The sequence below is a fragment of the Clostridium sp. UBA7339 genome, from assembly GCF_002470865.1.
In the GTDB taxonomy this organism is placed as follows: Bacteria; Bacillota; Clostridia; order Clostridiales; family Clostridiaceae; genus Clostridium_J; species Clostridium_J sulfidigenes.
The window spans coordinates 619,004-643,664 of record NZ_DKPI01000006.1 but is presented as its reverse complement, the minus strand read 5'-3'; the positions used below and the strand labels follow the sequence as shown (position 1 = coordinate 643,664).

The following is a 24,661-nucleotide window of genomic DNA, read 5'->3' as shown; positions in this document are numbered from 1 at the left end:
TTGTTATAATATATAATTATACATAAAAAACTACTATATGTAAATATATTTATTTAAGTGAAAATATGTAATGAGATTAATTATTTATTTTGATAATACATAGGGGATGGATGAATAACTAATGTAGAATTTATAAAGGAAATGAATAAAAAAAAGTCTATGGTAGAAAATATAGTTATTACATTAAAACTATATTTTAATAACGCGGAGGTGGAAGCTTGTGGGTAAGACTCCTATAAAAAAAGTAATAAAATCTAAATTAAAAGCTAATAAAGAATTAACTCCACAGGAGGCTTTAAGAGAGCAAATAAAATATGATATAGTAGAAGAATTAGGTTTGGCTGAAAAAGTAAATGAATTTGGATGGAGTAGTTTAACTGCAGAAGAAACGGGGAGAATTGGAGGTATGATGACCAAAAAGAAGAAGGGTCTAAATATTCCCAAGAATGATGAGTTTTTTTAGTTTTATATAATATACTAATAATAATCAAGTTTAACTAAGACTTTGTTAGAATAATTAAGATAAATTATATTAATTTAGTGAAGAGATATAATTATAGCTTAGTTCATGAATAAACATATAGATATGAGATTTGTTACATGGTCATGGAAGAATTCTTAGACAAAATAAAAAAAGTAATGTAAAATAAATAGGTGATTATATAGAAAAGATGGTGAACCTATGGACTGTTATAATGATTTTGCTGATATATACGATGAACTTATTAATGAAGATATCAATTATAGAGGTTGGGCAGATAAAATTATTGAGATTTGCAAGGAATATAATGTTGGAAGAAGAGAGTATTTAGATTTAGCTTGTGGTACAGGGAATTTTACCAAGTTAATTGGGAAAAACTTCATATTTACAACGGCTATAGATTTATCAGAGTATATGTTATCTATTGCTGATGAAAAATTAAAGGCAGAAGGAATTAAAGCTAAGGTTATGTGCCAAGATATATGTACTTTTAATCTTAAAAAGCAGTTTGATCTGATAACCTGTGGATTGGATTCTACTAATTATATAATTGAGGATGAAAAACTTCAATTATATTTTGTGTCAGTTAATAAACACTTAAAGGATGATGGCGTTTTTATTTTTGACATTAATACAGAGTACAAAATAAAAAATATATTAGGAAATAATAGCTTTAACTATGACAGAGAAGATGTGGTATATATTTGGGAAAATCAATTACAAGAGGATATTGTTGATATGTACTTAACCTTTTTTGTTAAAGAAGGACAAGTGTATCATAGATTTGATGAACATCACAGAGAGAGAGCCTATAGTGAGAGTAAAATAGAAAAATTTATAAAAGAAGCAAACCTTGTCATAGAAAAAAAACTTAATTGCTATGAAGAAGTTGCCATAGGCGAGAATACACAAAGAATAACCTATGTTTTGAGTAAGAAAGGATGTTAGAGTAATGAAAGATAAATTAATTAGAGCCACTGCAAAGGATGGTCAAGTAAGAATAATTGCAGCTATTACTACTGAATTAGTGAATGAAGCAACTAAAACTCATGAATGTATGCCAACAGCTTCAGCAGCAGTAGGGAGAATGTTAACTGGTGGGGTTTTAATGGGTGCTATGCTAAAAAATGATACTGATAGTTTAACTATTCAAATAGATGGTGGTGGAGAAGCAAAAGGTGTTACTGTTACTGCCCATCATGATGGAAGTGTTAAAGGATATATAGGAAACCCAAAAGTGGATTTACCTTTAAATGAAAAAGGTAAATTAGAAGTTGGTGGTGCTATAGGTAAAAATGGATATCTAAAAGTAATTAAGGATATGGGGCTTAAAGAACCTTATGTAGGTCAAGTGCCTATATATACAGGAGAAGTAGGCGATGATATAGCGTATTACTTTACGGTATCTGAGCAAACACCATCTGCTGTTGCTTTAGGAGTATTGGTAGATACGGATTTATCTATAAAAGCTGCTGGGGGATTTATTATACAAATGATGCCAGGTGCATCAGAATTCTTAGCAGATATTATAACTTATAGATTGGAAGAAGTTCCATCAGTAACAGCTATGATAGAGAAGGGAATGACTATAGAAGAAATATTAGAATTTATATTTGAAGATATGGATTTGAAAATATATGATGCTTTAGTACCAGCGTATAAATGCGACTGTTCAAGAGAAAGAGTTGAAAGAGTACTGATTAGTATTGGTAAAGATGATTTACAAGAGATATATGATGAGGGCAAGACAGAAGAAATATTGTGCCATTTCTGTAATAAAACCTATAATTTTAAACCAGAAGATATTAAAAAAATATTAGAAGCTATTGACTAATTTCTATAATAAATTCTAAAAACCATATTGACAATAAACTAAAAATTTAATATAATAGTCTTTGTTAAGACTTGGAAGATTTATTGATTTTTAAGCTTAGCAAAGATTATTTTTAATAATGGTGTCACAAATTTAAATTTTGGTCGCATAGCTCAGCTGGGAGAGCACCTGCCTTACAAGCAGGGGGTCACAGGTTCGATCCCTGTTGCGACCACCATATGGCCCAGTGGCTCAGTTGGTTAGAGTGCCGGCCTGTCACGCCGGAGGTCGAGGGTTCGAGTCCCTTCTGGGTCGCCAATAAATTCTAAAATTTGTGTCTGGCTCGATAGCTCAGTCGGTAGAGCAGAGGACTGAAAATCCTCGTGTCGCTGGTTCGATTCCTGCTCGAGCCACCATTATTACGCGGGAGTGGCTCAGTGGTAGAGCGTCACCTTGCCAAGGTGAACGTCGCGAGTTCGAATCTCGTCTTCCGCTCCAATATGGCGCTATAGCCAAGTGGTAAGGCAGAGGCCTGCAAAGCCTTTATCCCCAGTTCAAATCTGGGTGGCGCCTCCAAAAAAGCAAGTAATTTATTTACTTGCTTTTTTATTTTTTTTGTGCATTATATAAATGTGCTTCTTAGAGAGAGGCATTAAAATTAAGTATTAAAAATTCATATTGTAGTATTTTGTATAGATGAGTTACTGAATATCTAAAAAGTATATACTACCTCTATCAATTAATTGAGAGTTGGCTAAAGAAATAGGTGTTATGCCATGCTTATCTAAAAATCTTTTTATTAAATTCCCGTGAGGATATAAATCTAGGTCTCCATAAAAAACTATAGTTTTAGAATCTACCATACCACAAGTTCCTCCAATAAAGCCATAATTCAAATGAGGTAAAAGAATGTCACCTGGTGGAATTAAGAGTACATCATATCCACAGTTATTTAATTCTTTGTAAATGCATATATCAGAAGTTATAAAGGCCTTATTAGATAATACTACAGTAGAGCATTTAGTATAACCTTGATTTATATTTATTAATGTCTTATGATTAATATTTTCTAATAAAGTTTTATCAGTATACCTTATATTATGCATAAAAAAATCAGGAGTATTTACAGCATTAAGGATAATATCATTAGGATATTTATCAGTTAAAGTGCTAGTGCTTCTCAATACTGTTAGATTTAGAGATTTTAGAGTTTCTTCAAAGGTAGAAGATGCATCCTTATGAATGATGGCATTATTATTGTCAATGAAATGCATAAGAATATCAGGATGACCACATATAGCTGGATATAATGAATTGCATGGTTCGCAAAGGATAACTTTACAATTTAAATTTTCTAAAGCAAATAATTCCTCAAAAGAAATTCTAAAGTCTACAAAAGCATATTTCAAAAATATCACCACCTTAAGGTTAGTTGTTACTAACTTAAAAATAATATATCATATATATTATATTATTTGTAGAATAAATTGGATTTAATAAATTGTATATAGTAAAAAATAAAAACACATAATATACATAATATATTAAAGTAAAGTTCTGTATCTATAAAATTCTTAACATGAAGTGGGGTGATTGAATGCTACTGTTGACCATTGTAAATAATAGTTATAAGGATTATGTATTAAATCAAGTTAAGAGTATGAGTGAGTATTTAAGAGAAAAAAAGAAAAGTATAAATTTGAAAATTGAAAATGATGAATTAGATGAATGTATACATATATATTGGGAAGATGGTGATTACACTGAGGATGAAGTTAAGAAATTATTTAACTATTATACAGCTAATATTTTATATGGTGTAATTATTAATGAATTTTTAGAAAAAAGGGTTAATAAACATCTGAATGAAACATATAATTTTCTTAACTATAACGATATAAGTATTGTAAAAAAGGATATATATAAAATTTTAAAAGAAGAAGTACCTATAGATGATACTGTGATATATTATATGAATAAGAAAAATAGTATTTTAGATAGAATTATTAATTGTATAGAAGAAGGTACCGTATTAAATATTAAAGGGTTTATGGACTTTAGATCCAAGGAATTAATGCCACAGATATATGCGATAATAGAAAAAGTGGTAGAAAGTTATATGATAGAAAAGGAGTATAATGAATTTATTAGTCTTTTAAAGTATTTTGTTGAGATACAAGAAAGTAAGGCTGAAAAGGTAGATTTGTATATTGGAAAAAGAGGAGATTCATATATACTCAGAGATGAATTTGGAAATAATATTATGGAAACCCTTTTGAATGAAATTTGCGAAAATAAAAATATAGTAGACGTTAGTCAAGATGATTTAGTTATAAGTGGACTAATAACTATGTGCCCGAAAAAAATAGTAATACATTCTGCTAATAGATGTAAAAATAAGGAGCTAATTAATACTCTAGAGAAAGTTTTTGAGAATAGAATTTATCATTGTAGTGGTTGTAATGAATGTTTAATGTTTAAAGAAATTATAGAAATGCCTATTGACAATAATATAAAGGTGTAGTAAGATTAACTATGTTAGTGAAAAAGTAAATAACTAATTAACAAGTAGAAACTGCCGTTTCTCACCTTACAGTACTGCTAGTAAGGTAAAATTTTGGTTTACAATGATTGTAATAACAGGACGGCTTTTGCTGTCCTTTTTATTTTATATAAGATAAAAATATGTGGTTTAAAAGCCGGAGGTGAATGTTATCAGTAAAAATAAAGATTTCATGATGAATGAAGAGATAAGAGACAAAGAAGTTAGAGTTATTAACTCAGACGGGGAAGCACTAGGAGTAATTTCTACAAAAGAAGCATTAGAAATTGCATTACAAAAGGAATTAGATTTAGTTGTAGTATCTCCAAATGCAAAACCTATGGTATGCAAAATCATGGATTTTGGTAAGTTTGTTTATGAGCAACAAAAGAAGGAAAAAGAAGCTAAAAAGAAACAAAAAATCACTACTCTTAAAGAGATTAGACTAAGTGCTAGCATAGAAGATCACGATATTGAGATAAAAGCTAATAATGCTAGAAAGTTCTTATTAGATGAAGACAAAGTTAAAGTTACTGTGAGATTTAGAGGAAGAGAAATTGAAAACTCGCAAGTAGGACACAAGATATTAAACCTTTTTGTAGAAAAATTAGGCGATGTTTATGTTATTGAAAAGCCAGCTAGACAAGAAGGAAGAAATATGATAATGATATTAGCTCCAAAAAGAGCATAACCGAGAGGAGGACTTTACAATGCCAAAAATGAAAACACATAGAGGTGCAGCAAAGAGATTTAAAAAGACAGGAACAGGTAAGTTAAAAAGATCTAAAGCTTTTAGACGCCATATATTAACTAAGAAGAGCAGAAAGACTAAGAGAAATCTTAGAAAAACAGGATACGTTTCAACTACTCAAGAAAAAATAATGAAGAAATTACTACCATACTTATAGTAGGAAGTTATCTAGGAGGTAAATATAATGGCAAGAGTAAAAAGAGCGATGAATAGTCGTAAAAAACATAAAAAAGTATTAAAACTTGCAAAAGGATACTACGGTGGAAAAAGCAAGTTATTTAAAACAGCTAATGAATCAGTAATAAGAGCATTAAGAAATGCTTATGTTGGAAGAAAATTAAAGAAAAGAGATTTCAGAAAACTATGGATAGCTAGAATAAATGCAGCTGCTAGAATGAATGATCTTTCTTATTCAAAATTCATGAATGGAATGAAGCTTGCTGGAGTTGAAATAAACAGAAAAATGCTTTCTGAAATAGCAATCAACGATCCAAAAGCATTTGCTGAATTAGTAGAAGTTGCTAAGAAGCATCTATAAGATTAATTAAATATAAAAAATAAAAGCCAGAGGATGACTATGTCATGTCTCTGGATTTTGTTAGACTAAATTTTAATGTACATAATTATTTATTATTTTTATATAAGAAATAAAGATAATAAATAAATGGATATATATAGTATAGAAATGTAGCCATGGCTACATTTTTATACTATATATATTTTAATAAGGAAATGGGGAAACTATATATAAATATATAATCGTGATAAATTTTTTTAAAAGTTTGAGGTGTTATTTATGCAGTTAAGATTAAGGGATGTTCTAAGGCGTAAAAACTTTACTCCAGTTCAAATAATAGCTATGGGATTTGCAACTATAATATTTACAGGTGCCCTATTATTAAGCTTACCTATTGCTACTATAAAAGGTGTAGGAACTCCATTTATAGATTGTATTTTCACATCAACTTCTGCAGTTTGTGTGACAGGATTAGTTACTGTAGATACTGGTACTTATTGGAGTTATTTTGGAAAAACAGTAATACTTATTTTAATACAAATTGGTGGTCTTGGATTTATGTCTTTTGCTACACTTTTATCATTAATTATTGGTAAAAAAATAACTTTAAAAGAAAGATTAATTATAAGGGAATCATTAAATTCAACATCTCTTCAGGGAATAGTAAAATTAGCTAGATATATATTAGTTTTTACTTTTTCAATAGAATTTATAGGAGCTTTACTGCTTTCCTTTGAATTTATACCTGAGTTTGGAATTATTAAAGGTATATATTATAGTATATTTCATGCAGTTTCTGCATTTTGTAATGCTGGATTTGATCTTATGGGAAATTACGGTAGCTTAACTGCCTATAGTGATAATGCTTTGATAATACTTACTATATCTTCTTTAATAGTAATTGGTGGACTAGGTTTCTATGCATGGAATGATATATTTAATTATAAACGTACTAAAAGATTAACACTTCAGACTAAACTAGTAATAGCTGTAAGTGCAGGATTGATTTTGTTTGGATTTATAATGTTTCTTGTATTTGAACTTTCTAATCCAGATACTTTAAAACCTATGGGGATTAAAGAAAAAGTGCTGTCAGCATTCTTTGCATCGGTTTCACCAAGAACAGCAGGATTTAATTCTATAGATTTGACAAAGATGACTATGGCATCTACATTTTTATCCATAATGTTGATGTTTATTGGTGGTTCACCAGGATCAACGGCTGGGGGAATAAAAACTTCTACCGCGGGCGTGCTTTTTATGACAATACTATCAGTTATAAATGGAAGAGAAGATACAGAGTTATTTAAAAGAAAAATAAATAAAGAAACTGTATATAAGGCTTTAGCAGTAGTAGTAATAGCACTGGCGTTAGTGTTTACTACAACCATATTATTATCTATTACAGAAAGAGCATCAGGTGCTCCGTTTGAACATTATTTATTTGAAGCTACTTCAGCCTTTGGAACTGTTGGGTTAACATTAGGATTAACTCAAGAGCTTACTGCTATAGGCAAGGCTATAGTAGCACTAACTATGTATGCGGGTAGAGTTGGGCCACTTACATTAGTTGTAGCAATTTCTATAAGAAAAAGTAAAAGAGGAAATTCTATTAAGTATCCAGAAGATAAAATCTTAGTTGGATAAAGGGGGATATATTAATGAGTAAAAAACAATTTATAGTTATTGGTTTAGGTAGATTTGGAACTTCAGTAGCAGAGACTTTATATGCACTTGGTAATGATGTATTAGCTGTAGATATAGATGAAGAAGCTGTTCAAAACATTGCAGAAAGAGTTACTCATGCTGTTCAAGTAGATGCAAATGATGAGGTTAGCCTAAGAGCCCTTGGAATTGGTAATTTTGATGTGGCTATAATTAGTATTGGTTCTGATATTCAAGCTAATATTCTATCTACTCTTTTAGTTAAAGAAATGAATGTTAAGCATATTATAACTAAGGCTAATAATGCATTGCATGCAAAAGTTTTATATAAAATAGGTGCCAATAGAGTTATATTCCCAGAGAGAGATATGGGAATTAGAGTTGCTCATAACCTTTGTTCTTCTAACATACTTGATTATATAGAGTTATCACCAGACTTTAGCATTGCAGAAATTGTTACCCCAAAGGAATGGGAAGGTCACTCTCTAAAAGAGCTAGATTTAAGAGTGAGGTACAGTGTAAATGTGGTAGCTATTAAAAGAGATGATAACATAGAGGTATCTCCATCTGCAGATGAGGTTATACAGGAAGGCGATATAATAGTAGCCATAGGAGGAACTGCTGAGCTAAACGGAATTGAAAGTTTAGTTAGATAAGGAGATTTATAAGTGCAGGTTATAAAAAGTAAGGATAATAATACATTAAAAGAAATTAAAAAATTAAAAGAAAAAAAATATAGAGTTGAAAATAAGAAGTTTATTGTAGAAGGATTTAGATTTCTAGAAGAAGGTTTTAAATCAGATTTTATTATAGATAAACTTTTTATAAAGGAAAGCTCAGTTGATAAATTTAAAGAAAAATTTTCTTTTTATATTAATAAATATGAAGAAAAATTATTTATTATAAATGACAGTCTATTTAAAAATATTTCAGGTACAGAAAATTCTCAAGGAGTTTTAGCTGTACTTCAAATGAAAGAGGAAAATTTTAATAAAGAAGAAGGACTGTATATTTTAGCTGACAAGATACAAGATCCAGGCAATTTAGGAACTATAATAAGAACAGCTCATAGTGCTGGTTGTAGGGGAGTTATTTTAAGTAAAGATACAGTAGACTTATACAATGAAAAAACCTTAAGAGCTACTATGGGTTCCATATTTAATATTCCTATAATCCATGATGAAAATTTAGTTTTCACAAAAAGATTAATTAGTGAAGGGTATAATTTAGTATGTAGTTCCCTTGACACAGAAAAAAACTTTTATGAAGTTAATCTAGTAGATAATGCAATAATAGCTGTAGGTAATGAAGGTAATGGCATTAGTGATGAAGTTATGAATTTAGCTACCTTTAAGGTTAAAATTCCTATGCTAGGAAATACAGAATCCTTAAATGTTGCTATAGCTGCATCTATTATGATATATGAAGGTGTAAGACAAAAGTTAAATAAAAAGTATTAATACTTGAAATTTTTATATATTATATGTATAATGTTTCTATCAAGTTAGGATTTAAATGTTATTTAAGTGAAATAGTATCCAAACTGGTTTAGTAAAATAAAATATTTATACAATGACGAAGAGAGTAGATATATATTTTTATATAAGGGATGAAGAGCCAAAGACTGAAAGCTGTTCTTATAGGATTATATCGAAGTTCACTTCTGAGTACTAATTATGAAGTAATAGTAGTAATTAGCGGCTATGGTCGATAGATTTACTAAGAGGAGTTTTAATAAAACTCAATTAGGGTGGTACCGCGGATTTTCCGTCCCTTTTTAGGGACGGTTTTTTTATGTCTATAAAGCAAAAACTTAATTTCAGAAACTATTATTTATACTTGAATTAAGTAGAAATTTCATTAATTATGAAGTGGAAATTTTTTTCCAAAGAAAGTTTTAATCCATAATTTTAAATGAACTCATGAATTTTAGAAAGGAGCTTAGAATATGAAAGAACAATTAGAACAAATTAAAAAAATTGCCCTAGAACAACTAAGTCAAGTAACAGATAAAGCTGAACTTGAAAATATTAGAGTAAAGTATCTAGGGAAAAAAGGAGAGCTTACTGCAATCTTAAGAGGTATGGGAAAACTATCAGCAGAAGAAAGACCGGTGGTAGGTAAAATTGCTAATGAAGTAAGAGAAGAAATAGAAAGTGCCATTGATACAAAGGTAGTAGCTATTAGAAGTGCAGAAAAGACTGAAAAATTAAATAGTGAAGTAATAGACATTTCTATGCCAGGAAAGAAACAAACTATGGGGAAAAAACATCCATTAAGTTTAACTCTTGATCAAGTAAATGATATATTTTTATCTATGGGTTTTTCTATAGAAGAAGGACCAGAAGTAGAGTTTGATCATTACAATTTTGAAGCTTTAAATATACCCAAGGATCATCCAGCGAGAGGAGAACAAGATACTTTCTACATAAATGATAATATAGTATTAAGAACTCAGACATCTCCAATCCAGATAAGAACTATGGAAAATCAAAAGCCACCAATAAAGATGATTGCACCAGGAAAGGTATATCGTTCAGATGCTGTAGATGCAACTCACTCACCAATATTCTATCAAATTGAGGGATTAGTAGTGGCAGAAAATATTACCTTTGGAGACTTAAAGGGAACACTAGAAATGTTTATCCAAAAGATGTTTGGAGATGACATGAAAGTTAAATTTAGACCGCACCACTTCCCATTTACAGAACCATCAGCAGAGATGGATGCAACTTGCTTTGTATGCGGAGGTAAGGGATGTAAAGTTTGTAAAGGTAGTGGATGGATAGAAATTGTAGGCTGTGGTATGGTGCATCCACAAGTACTTAGAAATTGCGGAATTGATCCAGAAAAATATAGCGGTTTTGCTTTCGGATTTGGATTAGATAGAATTGTAATGTTAAAATACGGTATTGAAGATATTAGATTATTATATGAAAGTGATATGAGATTTTTAAATCAGTTTTAATATATAAGGAGGAAGATTATGAAGTATCCAGTTAAATGGTTAAAAGACTATGTTGATATAAATGTTTCCCCTGTAGAACTTGCAGATGCATTAAATCTTTCAGGGTCTCATGTTGAAGAGGTTATACTTACAGGAGATGAAATTTCTAATGTAGTTACAGGAAAGATAACAAAGATAGAAAGACATCCAGATGCAGAAAAACTAGTTGTATGTGCAGTGGATATTAACAAAGAGGAAGAAATACAAATAGTAACTGCTGCTACAAATATGAAGGAGCAGGATATTATTCCAGTAGCACTACACGGAGCAACGCTGCATGGCGGACTTAAAATAAAAAAAGGTAAATTAAGAGGAGTAGTATCAAACGGTATGTTCTGCTCAGAAGAAGAGCTTGGAATTGCTGGAGATGAGCCAGTACATGGACTTATGATATTACCTAAAGATACATCTATTGGAGTAGATATCAAGTCTGTAATACCTCTTGAAAGTGCTATTATTGACTTTGAAATAACTTCTAATAGAGCAGATTGCTTTAGTATAATTGGAATGGCAAGAGAAACAGCAGCGACTCTAGGGTTAACTTATAAAATGCCAAATCTTAAATATAGTGAAGAAGATAAAACTAATATAACTGATAGTTATAAAGTAGAAATTAAGAGTCCACTATGTAGAAGATATATGGCTAAAGGAATTAGCAATATAAAGATAGAACCATCACCACAGTGGATGCAAGAGAGATTATTAGAAGCTGATGTAAGACCTATTAATAATATTGTAGATATAACAAACTTTGTTATGTTAGAGTTAGGTCAACCATTACATGCCTTTGATGCTAGAGATATAGTATCTAATACTATAGTAGTTGATACTGGAAAAGATGGAGAAAAATTTGTTACTTTAGACGAAGAGGAAAGAACTATAGATAGCTCTATGCTTTGTATAAAGGATGGGGATAAAACTATAGGACTTGCAGGAGTTATGGGAGGATTAAACTCAGAGGTTAAAGAAGATACTTCTATGATAGTCCTAGAAAGTGCAAATTTTAATGGTCTTAATATAAGAAATACATCTAAAAAGTTAGGACTTAGAACAGAAGCTTCAACTAAATTTGAGAAGGATTTAGATCCAAACCTATGTAAGTTAGCTATTGATAGAGTATGTGCCCTAGTGGAAGAATTAGGTGCAGGTAAGGTTATGACTGGGGTTATAGATATATATAATGAAGTTATAGAACCTCATACCTTAGAAGTAGATAGTAACTGGGTTAATAGATTCTTAGGTAGTAATATATCAAAAGAAGATATGAAAAGATATTTAGATGGATTAGATTTAAATACTGAAATTAAAGGTGATGTTTTAGTTGTTAATTGTCCAACATTTAGAAGTGATCTAAATATAAAAGAGGAGATAGCAGAGGAAATTGCTAGAATTCATGGATATAATAATTTTGAATCTACCCTTCCTCATTGTGAGGCTATAAAGTCTGGAAAATCAGATAAGCATAAGCTAGAAGATAAAATAATAGAAGCTTTAGTAGCCAGTGGAATAAATCAATCTATAAGTTATTCCTTTGTAAGCAATAAAATTTTTGATAAACTTTTAATTCCACAAGATAGTGAACTTAGAAATGTAGTTGAAATTAGAAATCCTCTAGGAGAAGATTTCAAGGTTATGAGAACTACTACTCTTGCATCAATGATGGAATCTTTAGCTAGAAACTATGTAAAGAGTAATGAAAGTGCAATGCTTTTTGAAATAGGTAAAGTATATATAAAAAATACTGATGAAGAGAAGTTGCCAGAAGAAAGAAATATTTTAACCTTAGGAATGTATGGAGCGGGAGATTATTTAGAACTTAAAGGTGTGGTAGAAAATGTACTAAATGCTTTAGGAATAGATAATGGAATTTTTATTAGAGAAAGTGAGAATCCTAGCTTCCATCCAGGAAAAACTGCTGCATTAAAACTTAGAAATAAAATTTCTGGAGTTTTAGGTGAAATTCATCCAGATGTAAGTGAAAATTATGGTATAGATACAAGATGTTTTGTTGCTGAATTAAATTTAGATATATTAATGGAATGTGCTAAGATAGACAAAAAACATAAAGCACTTCCTAAATTCCCAGCAGTAACAAGAGATATTGCAGTTTTAGTAGATGATAGAGTTCTAGTACAAGAGATAGAAGACACTATTAAAAAACAAGGTGGCGGCATCTTAGAAAGTGCTAAGCTATTCGATGTTTATAAAGGAAGTCAAATTCCAGAAGGTAAGAAGAGTATAGCCTATGCTATAACCTATAGACATGCAGATAAAACTTTAACTGATACTGAAGTAAATAAGGTCCATGATAAGATTTTAAGAAGCTTAGAGCATAAGCTAGGTGCAGAATTAAGATAATTATTAATTAAAATAAGTAGGTGTAAATTTACATCTACTTATTTTTTTATGGAGTTTTCTATGAAGTGAATAGTTTACAATTTTAAACAAAATATAGTCTATAAATGTTGAATTTGTAAACTCATTAATGTACAATTATGGTTATATATGTATTATTATATATAATTTTGTATAAAGACTATTTTTTATATGAAATCATGTTAAAATAAAGGAGGAACAAATGATAAGCAATTTTAAGGTTACAAATAGATTGAAATATTATAGAAATATGTTAAATATTAGTCAAAAGGAATTGGTAACAGAGAGTTTATCATTACAACAAATTAAATTTATAGAAACCAAAAGAAGAAAAATAACTTATAGAACAGCTGAAATAATAAGTAATCATTTAAATTACATAGCTAAACATAAAAATATTAGCTTAAATGTATATCCTAAAGAATTAGTAATGGAGGATGAAGATTATGCAAGATATTTATGTGAGATTGAACTAAGAAAAAAAGAAAAAATAGATACAGAAAATTTTGAAACTATATGTTTACAGTATAATCTTAAAAATATTTTACAGGATTATTATAAACTACAAGGTGAAATTTTTGGAAATCAAAATGAATTTCAAAAATCTCTTGATTTCTATACCAAAGCAAAAGATATAGGATGCTTGGAAGAATATTCCTACATAGATATTTTAAATAAAATTGGGTGGGATCATGTATGCCTATGCAATTGGGCATTAGGCTTAAAAAGTTATACGGAAGCAGAAATATTAATTAAGCTAGTTTATAAAAGGAGTAATTATGAAATTAGGAACATTCAAGATATTGAGTCACGGGTATATTACGGGGTAGCTTTGATTAATAAGGAGATTAATAATTATAAAGTTTCGTTAGAATATATAGAAAGTATAAAAAAATTAGAATATGTAGAGTCAAAACTTATTATAGATAGCAGCATACTGGAAGCTAATGTGAATTATGAAGTTGGTAATATAGAGAAGTCTATAAATAGTTATATAAAATTACACAAAGAGTTTCCAGATAATTCAAGTGTAATAATTAACTTAATTACATTGTATGAATTAGTTGAAGATGAAGAGCGTTCTAACTTCTATTTAAATAAAATAAATGGCGATAGGCTTAAAAGTGAGGATGCTAGTTTATATATAGCATACTTAATAAAAATAAAAAACTATTTTATTAAATTTGATGTTAAAGCTGCTGTTAAACATTATAATACTGCGATCAAATTATGTATTAATGATAATAATATTTTATGGCTAACAAAGATATATGAAAATATAGTACAAGATTATCATGATGAGTTACTAAATTCAAATTATACAAATCAATATTTAATAATTTTAAATCGTAATAAACATATGTATGATAATCATAAAGAGTTACTTAATGATATTTTAGTTGGATTGATAACTAATAAAAATATAAATAAAAGTTTATTAGATACTATAAGAGAAATTAAGAATGGAACATTATGAAGAAGTTATTAGTATGTTTTTCTTAATATTTATATTTAGCACTTTAACTTTGATAAATGTAAAAGGGGATATTTATTAAAAGAATAATAAATATAATTATCAATTTAGTGTTAGTAATGAGGAGTTAGTAAACTATAAATCATTAAAATAATGATTTTAATGGTTTATAGAAATATAATAATTATGAACGTATAATGAAAATCAGCTAAAGGAGTATATATGAAAACTTTATCTAAAGAAGATAAAAAAGTTATTAGATGGGCATTCAATTATGTAAAACCATATACATGAAAAATAGCTTTGATGATTATTCTTATGACTATAGTTACATTGCTAGTTTCAATAGAACCTAAAATAAAAGCTAAAATTATAAACCTGTTATTCCGATCTGAATATAACTTAGCTATAAATATGCTTTTACTATTAGTATTTATATATTTAGGACAAGTATTGACAGAAGCATTTAAATTTAGAATATTAACTAAAGTAGATTGTAATGTATGTAAAGATATAAGAAGTGATTTGTTTTCTAAAATACTTAACTTTCCTATCCAGGTATTCGACAATACAGAAACAGGAGAATTATTATCACGAATGAATAACGACATCGAAGATATATCAAATGTATTTGCTAATTATTCTATATCACTACTAGATTCATTATTTGTAGTAACTTTTATTGGCGTTTCAATGATTAGTTTAAATGTCTATTTATTCTTAATAATTGCTGCAACATTTCCTATAACTTTAGGAATTTTTAAATGGAGTGGAAAAAAAGTTAAGAAGGAAATTTCACTTTATAAACAATTTAATGATCAATGCTATGGAGTTGAGGCACAGTGTTTTACAGGTATAAGAGAAATTGTATCTTTAGGCATTAGAGATAAGATGGAGAATAGATTAGGATCAATTTTAGATAAAGCAACTAACCAAGCAATAAAGTCCCAATATATAACTATAAAAGGTAATATGCTTGTACAAGCTGTAAATTATCTAGATATGATAATATTTATTTTCATTGCAATAGTTTTAATTAGTTTAGGGAAAATTGGTATTGAGGAATTCATAACATTCTTATCATACTCAATTTTGTTTTCAAACTCTCTTTCTAGCTTAACTAAGGTTAATGCTGTTATTCAAAAACTTATTGTGTCATTAAAAAGAATATATGATTTAAATAATAATTTAAATTTTAATACGAATATATTTGGTAATAAAGATATTCATAAAGAAGAAAAAAAGATTGAATTAAAGAATGTTTCATTTAGCTATACTGATAAAAATGTTATCAGTAATTTAAATGTATCATTTAATGGATTTGGAAAATATGTAATAGTTGGTGAAAGTGGAAGTGGTAAAAGTACAATATTTAATTTGTTATTAAGATTTTATGATAATTATGATGGAGAAATATTAATCAATGAAGTTAACATTAGAGAGATGAGTGATGTTTCACTACGAAATAATGTTTCAGTAGTGAGACAGGAACCATATTTGTTTAATTTATCAATTAAGGACAATTTATTATTAGGAAACTCTTGTAGTGATATGAATGAGATTGAACATGTATGTTCTATTTGCAATATACATAAATTTATAATGAGTCTTCCTAATAATTATGATACTGTAGTTTCAGAAGGTGGAGTTGGTTTATCTGTAGGTCAGAAACAAAGAATTGCCATAGCAAGGGCATTATTAAGAAGAACATCAATATTACTTTTAGATGAAATAACATCCGCATTAGATAATGATACAGAGGAATCTATAAATGAATTAATTAATTATATATCAATAGATCATATAGTAATAGTAATTACGCATAGATTAAAAGGTATATTTAATGCAAAAAGTATTTTTCTTATAAATCAGGGTCAAATAATTGAATCGGGATCACATAAGGAGTTAATGAGTTACGAGTCTTTATATAAAAATTTATATTTAAAGGGAAGAGAAAACTAGAAAAAGGGGAGTATTAATTATGGACAATAATATTTCAATGGGAAAACTACCTGTAGTATGGGGGGACAGAAGAATAAAGGATATTACATTTTCAGTAACTGAGGAATGTAATCTTAGATGCAAATATTGCTATATGACAGGAAAAAACAATGTAAAAAAAATGTCCTTTGAAACTGCTAAAAAGGCTATTGATTATATATTAGAAGATAGAAAAACTTTTAATGAACTTGGAGTAATCTGGAACTTCATAGGTGGGGAGCCTTTCTTAGAAATGGATTTGATTGATAAAATAACAGATTATATAAAAGTAAGAACTTATGAATTAAATCATCCTTGGTTTAATAAATATAGATTAAGTTTTTCAAGTAATGGTATATTATATGATCACCCTAAAGTGCAAGAATATATTAAAAAGAATCGTAAGCATGTATCTATTGGATTAAGTGTTGATGGAAATAAAGAAAAACATGATTTACAAAGAGTAAAATTAGATGGAACTGGATCATATGATGATGTAGTTAAAAATGTACCCTTATGGTTAGAGCAATTTCCAGAAGCGGCTACAAAGGCAACTTTTGCCCATGGAGATATAAAATATTTAAAAGATAGTATTATAAATCTATGGGATTTAGGAATATCACAAGTTGCTGCTAATGTGGTATTTGAAGAAGTTTGGGATGAAGAAGATCCGCTTATATTTGAAGAACAACTCAAAGCTTTAGGAGATTATATATTAGAAAATAAGATTTGGGATAAATATACTGTGTCATTCTTTGATCCTAATAAGGGATTTCCACTTTTAGAAAATGAACTTAAAAGTAATAGCTGTGGAGCAGGCAGAATGCTTGCAATAGATTGTGATGGCAACTTTTATCCATGTGTTAGATTTTTGGACCTTTCTATGAATAATAGAAAAGGTAGAAAAGTAGGGGATATTAATAAAGGGATGGATTTAGATAAGGTAAGGCCATTTTTGGAATTAAATACTTTAAAGGAAAGTGAAGACAAATGTTTAGAATGTGAAGTAGCTACAGGATGTACAGGATGTACAGGCTTTAATTATGATTGTTATGGAACCATATATAAAAAAGCTACGTATATATGTGAAATGCATAAGGCTAATGTTAGAGCAAATGAATATTATTGGGATAAGTTTGAAAAAGTTACAGGTATGAAATCACCAAGAAGAGAAATTGAAGAGGAAAGAAAGAAAATAAATACACCGGAAAAGTATATGCTATTTATAACATCCGATAAAGCTACATCTCATTGTCTATATGAAAACAGTGGTGGAGATCATGTGATGAGTGAAGAAATTTTTAATAAGGGACTGAGTTTTTGCGAAGATAATAATTTTATGCCAGTAATACTTGAAGATAATAACAATAAGTTTAAATATGATGGACACAGCTCATTAACTATTATGAAGGGTACAAGTGATATAGAAGGTATAAATGGAATATCTGTATTGAATATGTCAGAAGAACTTATAGGTGAAGATTACAATGATGCTTGCATTGTTAATGTATACAAAGAAAAGTTACATGAACTATCAAATTTTATAGGAAAAATTAAAGAAAACTATTCTCGAATCAACTTAATTATAAAAGATATTCCATACTGGAATGAAAAAGATGTAGAGAAATATTCTCATGAATTAGATAAACTAATAAAAATTATAGTAGAAATCTATAAGAATAGTGAAGTGATAGATATAAATGTGTTAACAGATATCTTTGAATTACAAGAACATAATAGATGTAGTTCAGGCGTATATACCTATGCATTAGCACCTAATGGCAAAGTTTACATGTGTCCAGCAGCGTATTTTAATGACGAGAATAAGTACATGGGAAGTATAGAGGATGGAATTTTAAAAAATCTTAATGAAGAGTTTAAATCTAAAAATTTAATTATGTGTGGAAAGTGTGATAGCTATCATTGTAAAAACTGTAAGTTTATTAATGAGTTAATGACTGAAGAAATTAATATGTCACCTAGAATACAATGTTTAATATCAAATCTAGAAAAAGAAAAGTCTTGTATGCTTCAACAACTACTAATTAATAATAATTTAATTAATATAAAACATATTTCCAATTATATAAAGAGTAATATGTACAAAGATCCTATAGAATATTTTAAGGTTATGTAAGAGGTGTTTAAATGGAAGAAAAAGATAAGATAATTTCAATTCTTGATGCAAATGACATAAAAGATTTTGAAGTGTACACAGAAAGAAAAAATTCTCTTGAGGAGTTAAAGCTAATTTTAAATAATAATAGCAGAAAAGATTTACTGGATAAAGTCGAAGAAGATATAAAAGTAATAGATAAAGAAATATCACAGTGGTGGAATGAGATTGAGAGGAGATATGAACTAGTTATTAAGAATAGTGAGGATATATATGTGGATGTTTATACAGGAGAGATTATTCTAAAATATATATAAAGTGAATAACATATTTATGTTATTATATATATTAAATTTAAGGGGGGTGAAATCATGGAACATTTACTTTCAAAAAAGAATAAAAATGCTAAAAAGGCAATCCATACAATTATAGTTTGTGAAGATTATACTTGTATGAATGCATGTGGAGATTCTTGTTATGGTAAACTTATAAAAGTTCAAAGATAGCATTTTATCAAAAATAATATTTTAATTTAGGGAAATAAATCTTTTATATATTAATATTAAAAGATTTATTTTCTTATTTTGGAGGTGAAATATGAAAAGTTTTTGGGGGATTATTCCACGATATATTAAAAAGGGGAAAAAAAGAATTATCTTTGTAGCTTTAGGTATTATAGTATCTATGGCACTAATAGTATCATTAGGCACTATATCAGAAGCTTTAAAGGAATCGCTATATCAGAAGATGAAGGATGATTCAGGAGGAATACATGATATCTATTTAGGAACTTTAGGTTATGTGGATTTTGATAGAGTTGCAAAAGAAGAGGTTGTAAAAGAAGTTACTACGGTTTGGCCAATTGGCAGATATGATGTGCCGAATACAGATAATAGTCTTCAAATTTCGGCATTTAAAGAAAATGCTACAGATATATTAAATCTAGAATTGATAGAAGGTAGATATCCAGAAAAGGATAATGAAATAGCTATAGAAAAGTGGATTTTAGATTTGTTTCCTAAAAAGTATGAAATAGGAGATAAGATAACCATTCCTTATACCATAGTTCACAGAGGCAGAGGTACAGAATTTTATTATGAGAAGGGTGAAACAGAGTTCGTACTTACAGGGACTTATGATTTTACCTATAGAAACTGGTTCTATCCAAAGGAAGGGAATGCATATATTACACCTGAATTTGGAGAAAAGATATTAAAAGAGAAAAAGCTTACTATGCAAAGTGTAGAAGCTGACGGATATATAATGATAAAGCCATCTTACTCTGTTGAGGATGCTGTAAAAAAGTTAACTGAATCAAGATATTCTACCGGAGGATTTTTTGCTAACGAACCTAAGTTACAATTAAAAAGTGAATATGAAAAATATGATAATATAATGTTTTTTGTTTCATTAATATTAATAGTAATTTCTAGTGTAATAGTTTATAACATATTTAATGTTAGTGTATCAGAGAGAACTAAAGAATTTGGTATGCTTAGGGCAATGGGATGTCCTCCATGGAAAATAAAAGCCATGATTTTAATTGAGGGTATGCTTATAACAATTGTATTTATTCCTATAGGAATTTTATTAGGAAACTGGATAACTAGGTATATTATAAAAATAGTCACTGGAATAGAGAATTTAGGTACAGTGAGAACAATGGATACTAAAATTATCTTAGTAGCAATTGTAGTGGGACTTTTAACTGCATTTATAGGAACTTATTTTCCAGCTAGAAAAGCTTCGGTTATATCACCCACAGAGGCTATAACTGGAGGAGCAAATACTAGTTTAAAGAGTAGTAATATGAGAGGAAGCTTAGATAAATCTATTTTAAAAAAGGTATCTTTTGAAATCAATTTGGCGTTTATAAATATAATTAGAAATAAAAAAAGATTTTTATCTACATGTTTATCTTTAATTATAACTATAACCATGTTTATGACAGTAAATTATGTGGTAGGTTCTACAAATCCTGTGGCAATCTTTAAAGATAGCTTCAAGGTAGATTTTAAAGTTGATTCTAAAAGTGGATTATCGCTAGAAAAGGTTTCTTCTGTGGAAGGATTGGATGTAACCTTAAAGCTTAAGAGAAGAGGCACAACTATGGATATTGAAAAAGAAAATTATACAGAAGAAGGATTAAGAACCTATGAAGAATTAGGAAAGTCTGTACAGTATATATCACAGTGTATATCTAGGGATAGATATTTAATAGAAGTTACAATTTTAGGACGTAGTGATGAGGAGTTAGAAGCTTTAAAGAAAAATGTCATTGCTGGTGAGATAGATATAGACAAGATGAAAAATGAAGATATATTAATTCTTGTACAAAATATAGATGGATTGAACTACACTAATTTATCTGTGGGAGATGTTGTACAACCTTCATTTACTAAGTTAAATGATAATGGAGAATTTTTAGGTGGAACTTATCCAGAGTTTAAAGTTGGAGCTATAGTTAGTGAAGATGCAATAAAAGGATTACCTTTAGGTACTCCAAGCACAACAGTACACTCATCAGCAATAATTCTACCTGACTCTGCCATGAAGAAACATATGGAAATGACTAAATATCAATATTGGGAAGGGAATGTTAAGGAGGGATATGACTATGAAGAAGTTGAAGAAGAGTTAAGAGCAGTTGTAGATGGTGATAAGGGAGCTACATTATTATCTTACAGAGAAGAACTAGAAAAAGTAAAGGTAAATAATGCTCAAATTATATTTGCCATGTACAGTATAGTTATTGTTGTAGCCATAGTAAGCATAATAAATCTTATTAATATCATGAATATGAGCGCAATTATGAGGAAGAAAGAGTTTGGATTCCTAAGAGCTATGGGCCTTAGTGGAAAGCAGGTTAAGAAGATCATAATGTGGGAAGGGGCCATTTATGGAATAGTATCTTCTGCAATTTCAGTACTGCTAACTTTGGGAATTTCAGCAATTATAACTAAAAATTCAGAGCTTTGGCTAGGTCAGATTATAAGCTGGCATATACCAATAGGCCAAATGACTATAATTATAATAATTACAATCATAATCACACTACTATCATCTATATTACCGTCAAAAATATTATTTAAATCAAGTATTGTTGAGAGTATTAGGGATGTAGAGTAGAAGAGTAATGGAGGAATTAATATGAGTATGTTAATAACCAGTGGTCTAGCTAAAACCTATGGAATGAATGAAACTGCAGTAAAGGCGTTAAAACCTACGGATTTAGAGATTAAAGAAGGAGAATTTGTAGCCATAGTAGGACCTAGTGGCTCTGGAAAAAGTACATTACTACATCTTCTTGCAGGATTAGATAAGCCTTCAGCAGGAAAGGTATTTATTAATGAACAAGATATTTATGAGTTAAGTGAAAATGAGTTATCTAGATATAGAAGACAGAACGTAGGATTTATATTTCAAGCTTTTAATTTAATTCCTATACTTTCAGCAGAGGAAAATATAAAACTTCCAGTATTAATGGATGGTAAAAAGGTAGATGAAGGGTATATTGATGAAATTATGGATGTTCTTGATATAAAAGAAAGAAGAAAACATCTTCCAGGTGAACTATCTGGAGGGCAGCAGCAAAGGGTATCCATTGCTAGAGCACTAGCTAATAAACCGTCCATAATATTTGCAGATGAACCTACAGGAAATTTAGACAGTAAAAATAGTAAAGAAGTATTGCAACTACTAAAATCAACCATAGAAAAGTATAATCAAACACTAATCATGATTACTCACGATGGTAGTATAGCACAAATGGCAGATAGAATTATTACTATTACTGATGGAATGATTATAGAGGGTAAATAAGAAGAATGTTACATAACTAATATAAAGAAATAGTTGTGTAACATTTTTTATTTGCAATACTTTGGTAGTTAGAAAAGAATAATTTTTATAAAAACTGTGGCTTGATTATATGGTAAAATTTTACAATATAATTATAAAATATGTACCATAATATATTATATTTATATTTAATTAAGTTTTATGAAACATATTGTTGACAAGTATTTGGAATATTTATTAAATACCTTATTTAATAAATAGCTAATATATGTTAAAATGATTATAAGTTTATGCAGATGTAAATTTATAATTAAGAGGGTGTTTATGTGAGCATTATAACAGTTAAGATAAATGGAATGGAATATAACCTTAGAGGAGAAGAAAATGATGAGTATCTACAAATGGTTGCTCAATATGTAGATAATAAAATAAATAGTCTAATGTTTAAGAATTCTAAAATAAGTCGTCCTGATGCTACTATTCTTGCAGCAATTAATTTAGGAGATGAGGTTTTTAAAAATAAAGAGGCCTGCGAAAGGGCAAATGAAAATTATAAAATGATTGCAAAGGAACAAAAAAATCTTATTTCCGAAGTAGAAGGACTAAAAAGAGATTTACAGGCTGCAAAAAAAGAAAATGAAGACTTAAGAAAAGTTAACACTTCGGATAAAGATGAAGAGATAGGAAAGCTAAAGGATGAGGTTACATATCTTAAAGAGCAATTAGAACTTATGGATCAAGTTGTTCAAGAGTTAAAAAAGGATAATAAAAAACAAATGACCTTTAATAAAAAGCTTCTATCTGAAAATAATAATTTAAGATATGACCAAATAGCTAGAGTAAGACAGCTAGAGCAACTTAGTCATGAGATTGAGGATAAAAACCTTCAGCTTATGAAAAATGGACAAGTCAATGTAAGAAAAAAGTAGAAGTTTAGGTGATAATATTATATTTATATATTATCGCCTATTTTTTATTTTAGGATAATTAGCTATATTTATGAATTAAATATAATTTTATTCTTTAATATTGTGATAATTAAAATTTTATGGGCATAGGTATTAGGTAAAACCATAATTCTTAGGGGGATTATACATGAAAGTTTTGCTATGTGCTAGAAGTAATTATATAAATTTAAGTTCAGGAGATACTACTATAATATTTAAAATATACACTTTTTTAAAAGAGAAAGGGGTTAATGTAGATATATGTGGAGCCAATGAGGAGGCTAATTATGATGATTATGATATAGTACATCTATTTGATATTAAAAATATATTTGATGCTTATAAACATTTTAAATTGGCTAGTAATAGTAAATGTAGTATAGTAGTATCACCGATGTATTTCAATATGGAGAAGTTTTTCGAATATAGTAATAATATGGAACGAAAAAATCTATGGAATAATTGCAAAGCTTATAAGGAATTAATTTTGAAGAAGAGTAAAATCATATTTTGCAATAGTATATACGAAAAGTCTTTAATAACCAAGGATTTCACTACAAAGGGAGATATTAAAGTTGTTTATAATGGAGTAGATATAAATTATGATGAGGTTCCGTTATATAATTTTAAGGAGAGATATAATTTAGATAATTATATATTGTGTGTAGGAAGAATTTGTGAAGTGAAAAACCAATTAGAATTAAGTAAGATATGTAATGAAATAGGAGTAGACTTAGTTCTAGTTGGAACGGCATCAGAGGAGCGTTACTTAAAAGAATGTTTAGCTTATCCTACTACACATTATTTAGGATTTATGAATGACTATGATTTGTATAATGCATACACCTTTTCTAGTGCTCACGTATTAGCTAGTTTTTCAGAAGTTACAAGTTTATCATCCCTTAAGGCAGCAGCTTATGGATGTAACATAGTGGTTACGGAGGAAGGGGCTTCAAAGGAATATTTTAAGGATATGGCAATATATTGTGATCCTTATAATCATAATAGTATAAAATTAGCAGTAGAGAAAAGTAGGGCAGAAAGAAAAAATAATAAACTAAAAGAATATATAAGATATAATTATAACTTGAAGAATATGTTAGAAGGCATATATGAGGGATATTTAAAATTGATGAATTAAGATGTATAGGGGCTAACCAATAAAAAGGTATTAGCTCCTATTATTTTTTA

General features: G+C 28.8%; 22 protein-coding genes, 5 tRNA genes and 2 other annotated features. Of the genes, 26 read left to right on the top strand and 1 reads right to left on the bottom strand.

All coding sequences use genetic code 11. From position 1 onward, the window contains the following. Positions 1-220: 220 nt before the first annotated feature. The 8 genes from B2S02_RS06510 to B2S02_RS06475 all read left to right on the top strand — a co-directional run bounded on the left by B2S02_RS06510 (position 221) and on the right by B2S02_RS06475 (position 2,870). A complete protein-coding gene (locus tag B2S02_RS06510) occupies positions 221-463 on the top strand; it encodes a small, acid-soluble spore protein, alpha/beta type (protein ID WP_346848587.1) in 243 nt (80 codons plus the stop codon). A 219-nt stretch (positions 464-682) separates the two neighbouring features. After that, entirely contained in the window at positions 683-1,429 is a 747-nt protein-coding gene (locus B2S02_RS06505; protein ID WP_346848588.1) for a class I SAM-dependent methyltransferase, read from the top strand. A gap of 4 nt (positions 1,430-1,433) precedes the next feature. Beyond that, positions 1,434-2,315, top strand: a complete 882-nt coding sequence (hslO, locus tag B2S02_RS06500; protein ID WP_346848589.1) for an Hsp33 family molecular chaperone HslO — start codon at positions 1,434-1,436, stop codon at positions 2,313-2,315. A gap of 141 nt (positions 2,316-2,456) precedes the next feature. Further along, positions 2,457-2,532, top strand: a tRNA-Val gene (locus B2S02_RS06495). A gap of 3 nt (positions 2,533-2,535) precedes the next feature. After that, positions 2,536-2,612, top strand: a tRNA-Asp gene (locus B2S02_RS06490). A gap of 22 nt (positions 2,613-2,634) precedes the next feature. Then, a tRNA-Phe gene (locus tag B2S02_RS06485) sits at positions 2,635-2,710 on the top strand. A 7-nt stretch (positions 2,711-2,717) separates the two neighbouring features. Then, a tRNA-Gly gene (locus tag B2S02_RS06480) sits at positions 2,718-2,792 on the top strand. Positions 2,793-2,796: 4 nt separating this feature from the next. Then, positions 2,797-2,870: transfer RNA gene (locus B2S02_RS06475), tRNA-Cys, on the top strand. Between the two features lie 125 nt (positions 2,871-2,995). Here B2S02_RS06475 and B2S02_RS06470 read toward each other — a convergent pair. Further along, complete coding sequence (locus B2S02_RS06470; RefSeq protein ID WP_346848590.1) at positions 2,996-3,703, bottom strand: DUF6873 family GME fold protein; 708 nt, start codon at positions 3,701-3,703, stop codon at positions 2,996-2,998. 188 nt (positions 3,704-3,891) lie between these two features. On the opposite strand from B2S02_RS06470, the gene ytxC reads away from it, so the two are divergent. From ytxC to B2S02_RS06380, 18 genes are all read left to right on the top strand, one after another. After that, on the top strand, positions 3,892-4,818 hold the full coding sequence (gene ytxC / locus B2S02_RS06465) for a putative sporulation protein YtxC (RefSeq protein WP_346920458.1): 927 nt from the start codon (positions 3,892-3,894) through the stop codon (positions 4,816-4,818). A 36-nt stretch (positions 4,819-4,854) separates the two neighbouring features. Continuing rightward, positions 4,855-4,966: a sequence feature (ribosomal protein L20 leader region), on the top strand. Positions 4,967-4,999: 33 nt separating this feature from the next. Beyond that, positions 5,000-5,527 carry a translation initiation factor IF-3 gene (infC, locus tag B2S02_RS06460; protein WP_035135821.1) on the top strand — a complete coding sequence of 176 codons (528 nt, stop codon included), beginning with the start codon at positions 5,000-5,002 and terminating at the stop codon, positions 5,525-5,527. Positions 5,528-5,546: 19 nt separating this feature from the next. Next, the gene (gene rpmI / locus B2S02_RS06455) at positions 5,547-5,744 is read left to right on the top strand and encodes a 50S ribosomal protein L35 (RefSeq protein WP_035135823.1); all 198 of its coding nucleotides are present in this window, start codon (positions 5,547-5,549) and stop codon (positions 5,742-5,744) included. A gap of 27 nt (positions 5,745-5,771) precedes the next feature. Further along, entirely contained in the window at positions 5,772-6,125 is a 354-nt protein-coding gene (gene rplT / locus B2S02_RS06450; RefSeq protein WP_035135825.1) for a 50S ribosomal protein L20, read from the top strand. A gap of 258 nt (positions 6,126-6,383) precedes the next feature. After that, positions 6,384-7,751 (top strand): TrkH family potassium uptake protein, encoded by a 1,368-nt coding sequence (locus tag B2S02_RS06445; protein WP_346848592.1) that lies wholly within the window; start codon positions 6,384-6,386, stop codon positions 7,749-7,751. 14 nt (positions 7,752-7,765) lie between these two features. Further along, positions 7,766-8,425, top strand: coding sequence for a TrkA family potassium uptake protein (locus B2S02_RS06440; RefSeq protein ID WP_346848593.1), 660 nt, complete (start codon positions 7,766-7,768; stop codon positions 8,423-8,425). Between the two features lie 12 nt (positions 8,426-8,437). After that, the gene (locus tag B2S02_RS06435) at positions 8,438-9,229 is read left to right on the top strand and encodes an RNA methyltransferase (protein ID WP_346877765.1); all 792 of its coding nucleotides are present in this window, start codon (positions 8,438-8,440) and stop codon (positions 9,227-9,229) included. A gap of 103 nt (positions 9,230-9,332) precedes the next feature. Next, positions 9,333-9,547 (top strand) — a binding site (T-box leader). Between the two features lie 170 nt (positions 9,548-9,717). Beyond that, complete coding sequence (gene pheS / locus B2S02_RS06430; RefSeq protein ID WP_035134359.1) at positions 9,718-10,737, top strand: phenylalanine--tRNA ligase subunit alpha; 1,020 nt, start codon at positions 9,718-9,720, stop codon at positions 10,735-10,737. Between the two features lie 18 nt (positions 10,738-10,755). Further along, positions 10,756-13,134: a phenylalanine--tRNA ligase subunit beta gene (pheT, locus tag B2S02_RS06425; RefSeq protein ID WP_346848595.1), complete on the top strand. Its 2,379-nt coding sequence runs from the start codon at positions 10,756-10,758 to the stop codon at positions 13,132-13,134. A 220-nt stretch (positions 13,135-13,354) separates the two neighbouring features. Next, a complete protein-coding gene (locus B2S02_RS06420) occupies positions 13,355-14,629 on the top strand; it encodes a helix-turn-helix transcriptional regulator (protein WP_346848596.1) in 1,275 nt (424 codons plus the stop codon). Between the two features lie 303 nt (positions 14,630-14,932). After that, positions 14,933-16,588, top strand: coding sequence for an ABC transporter ATP-binding protein (locus B2S02_RS06415; protein ID WP_346848700.1), 1,656 nt, complete (start codon positions 14,933-14,935; stop codon positions 16,586-16,588). Between the two features lie 19 nt (positions 16,589-16,607). Continuing rightward, entirely contained in the window at positions 16,608-18,743 is a 2,136-nt protein-coding gene (locus tag B2S02_RS06410) for a radical SAM peptide maturase, CXXX-repeat target family (RefSeq protein ID WP_346848597.1), read from the top strand. 11 nt (positions 18,744-18,754) lie between these two features. Further along, on the top strand, positions 18,755-19,039 hold the full coding sequence (locus B2S02_RS06405) for a hypothetical protein (RefSeq protein ID WP_346848598.1): 285 nt from the start codon (positions 18,755-18,757) through the stop codon (positions 19,037-19,039). Between the two features lie 54 nt (positions 19,040-19,093). Then, the gene (locus B2S02_RS06400; RefSeq protein WP_346848599.1) at positions 19,094-19,228 is read left to right on the top strand and encodes a hypothetical protein; all 135 of its coding nucleotides are present in this window, start codon (positions 19,094-19,096) and stop codon (positions 19,226-19,228) included. 91 nt (positions 19,229-19,319) lie between these two features. After that, on the top strand, positions 19,320-21,851 hold the full coding sequence (locus B2S02_RS06395; RefSeq protein ID WP_346848600.1) for an ABC transporter permease: 2,532 nt from the start codon (positions 19,320-19,322) through the stop codon (positions 21,849-21,851). Positions 21,852-21,872: 21 nt separating this feature from the next. After that, positions 21,873-22,544, top strand: coding sequence for an ABC transporter ATP-binding protein (locus tag B2S02_RS06390; protein WP_346848601.1), 672 nt, complete (start codon positions 21,873-21,875; stop codon positions 22,542-22,544). A 305-nt stretch (positions 22,545-22,849) separates the two neighbouring features. Next, a complete protein-coding gene (locus tag B2S02_RS06385) occupies positions 22,850-23,452 on the top strand; it encodes a cell division protein ZapA (RefSeq protein ID WP_346848602.1) in 603 nt (200 codons plus the stop codon). 166 nt (positions 23,453-23,618) lie between these two features. Next, positions 23,619-24,611: a glycosyltransferase gene (locus B2S02_RS06380; RefSeq protein WP_346848603.1), complete on the top strand. Its 993-nt coding sequence runs from the start codon at positions 23,619-23,621 to the stop codon at positions 24,609-24,611. Positions 24,612-24,661 lie beyond the last annotated feature (50 nt).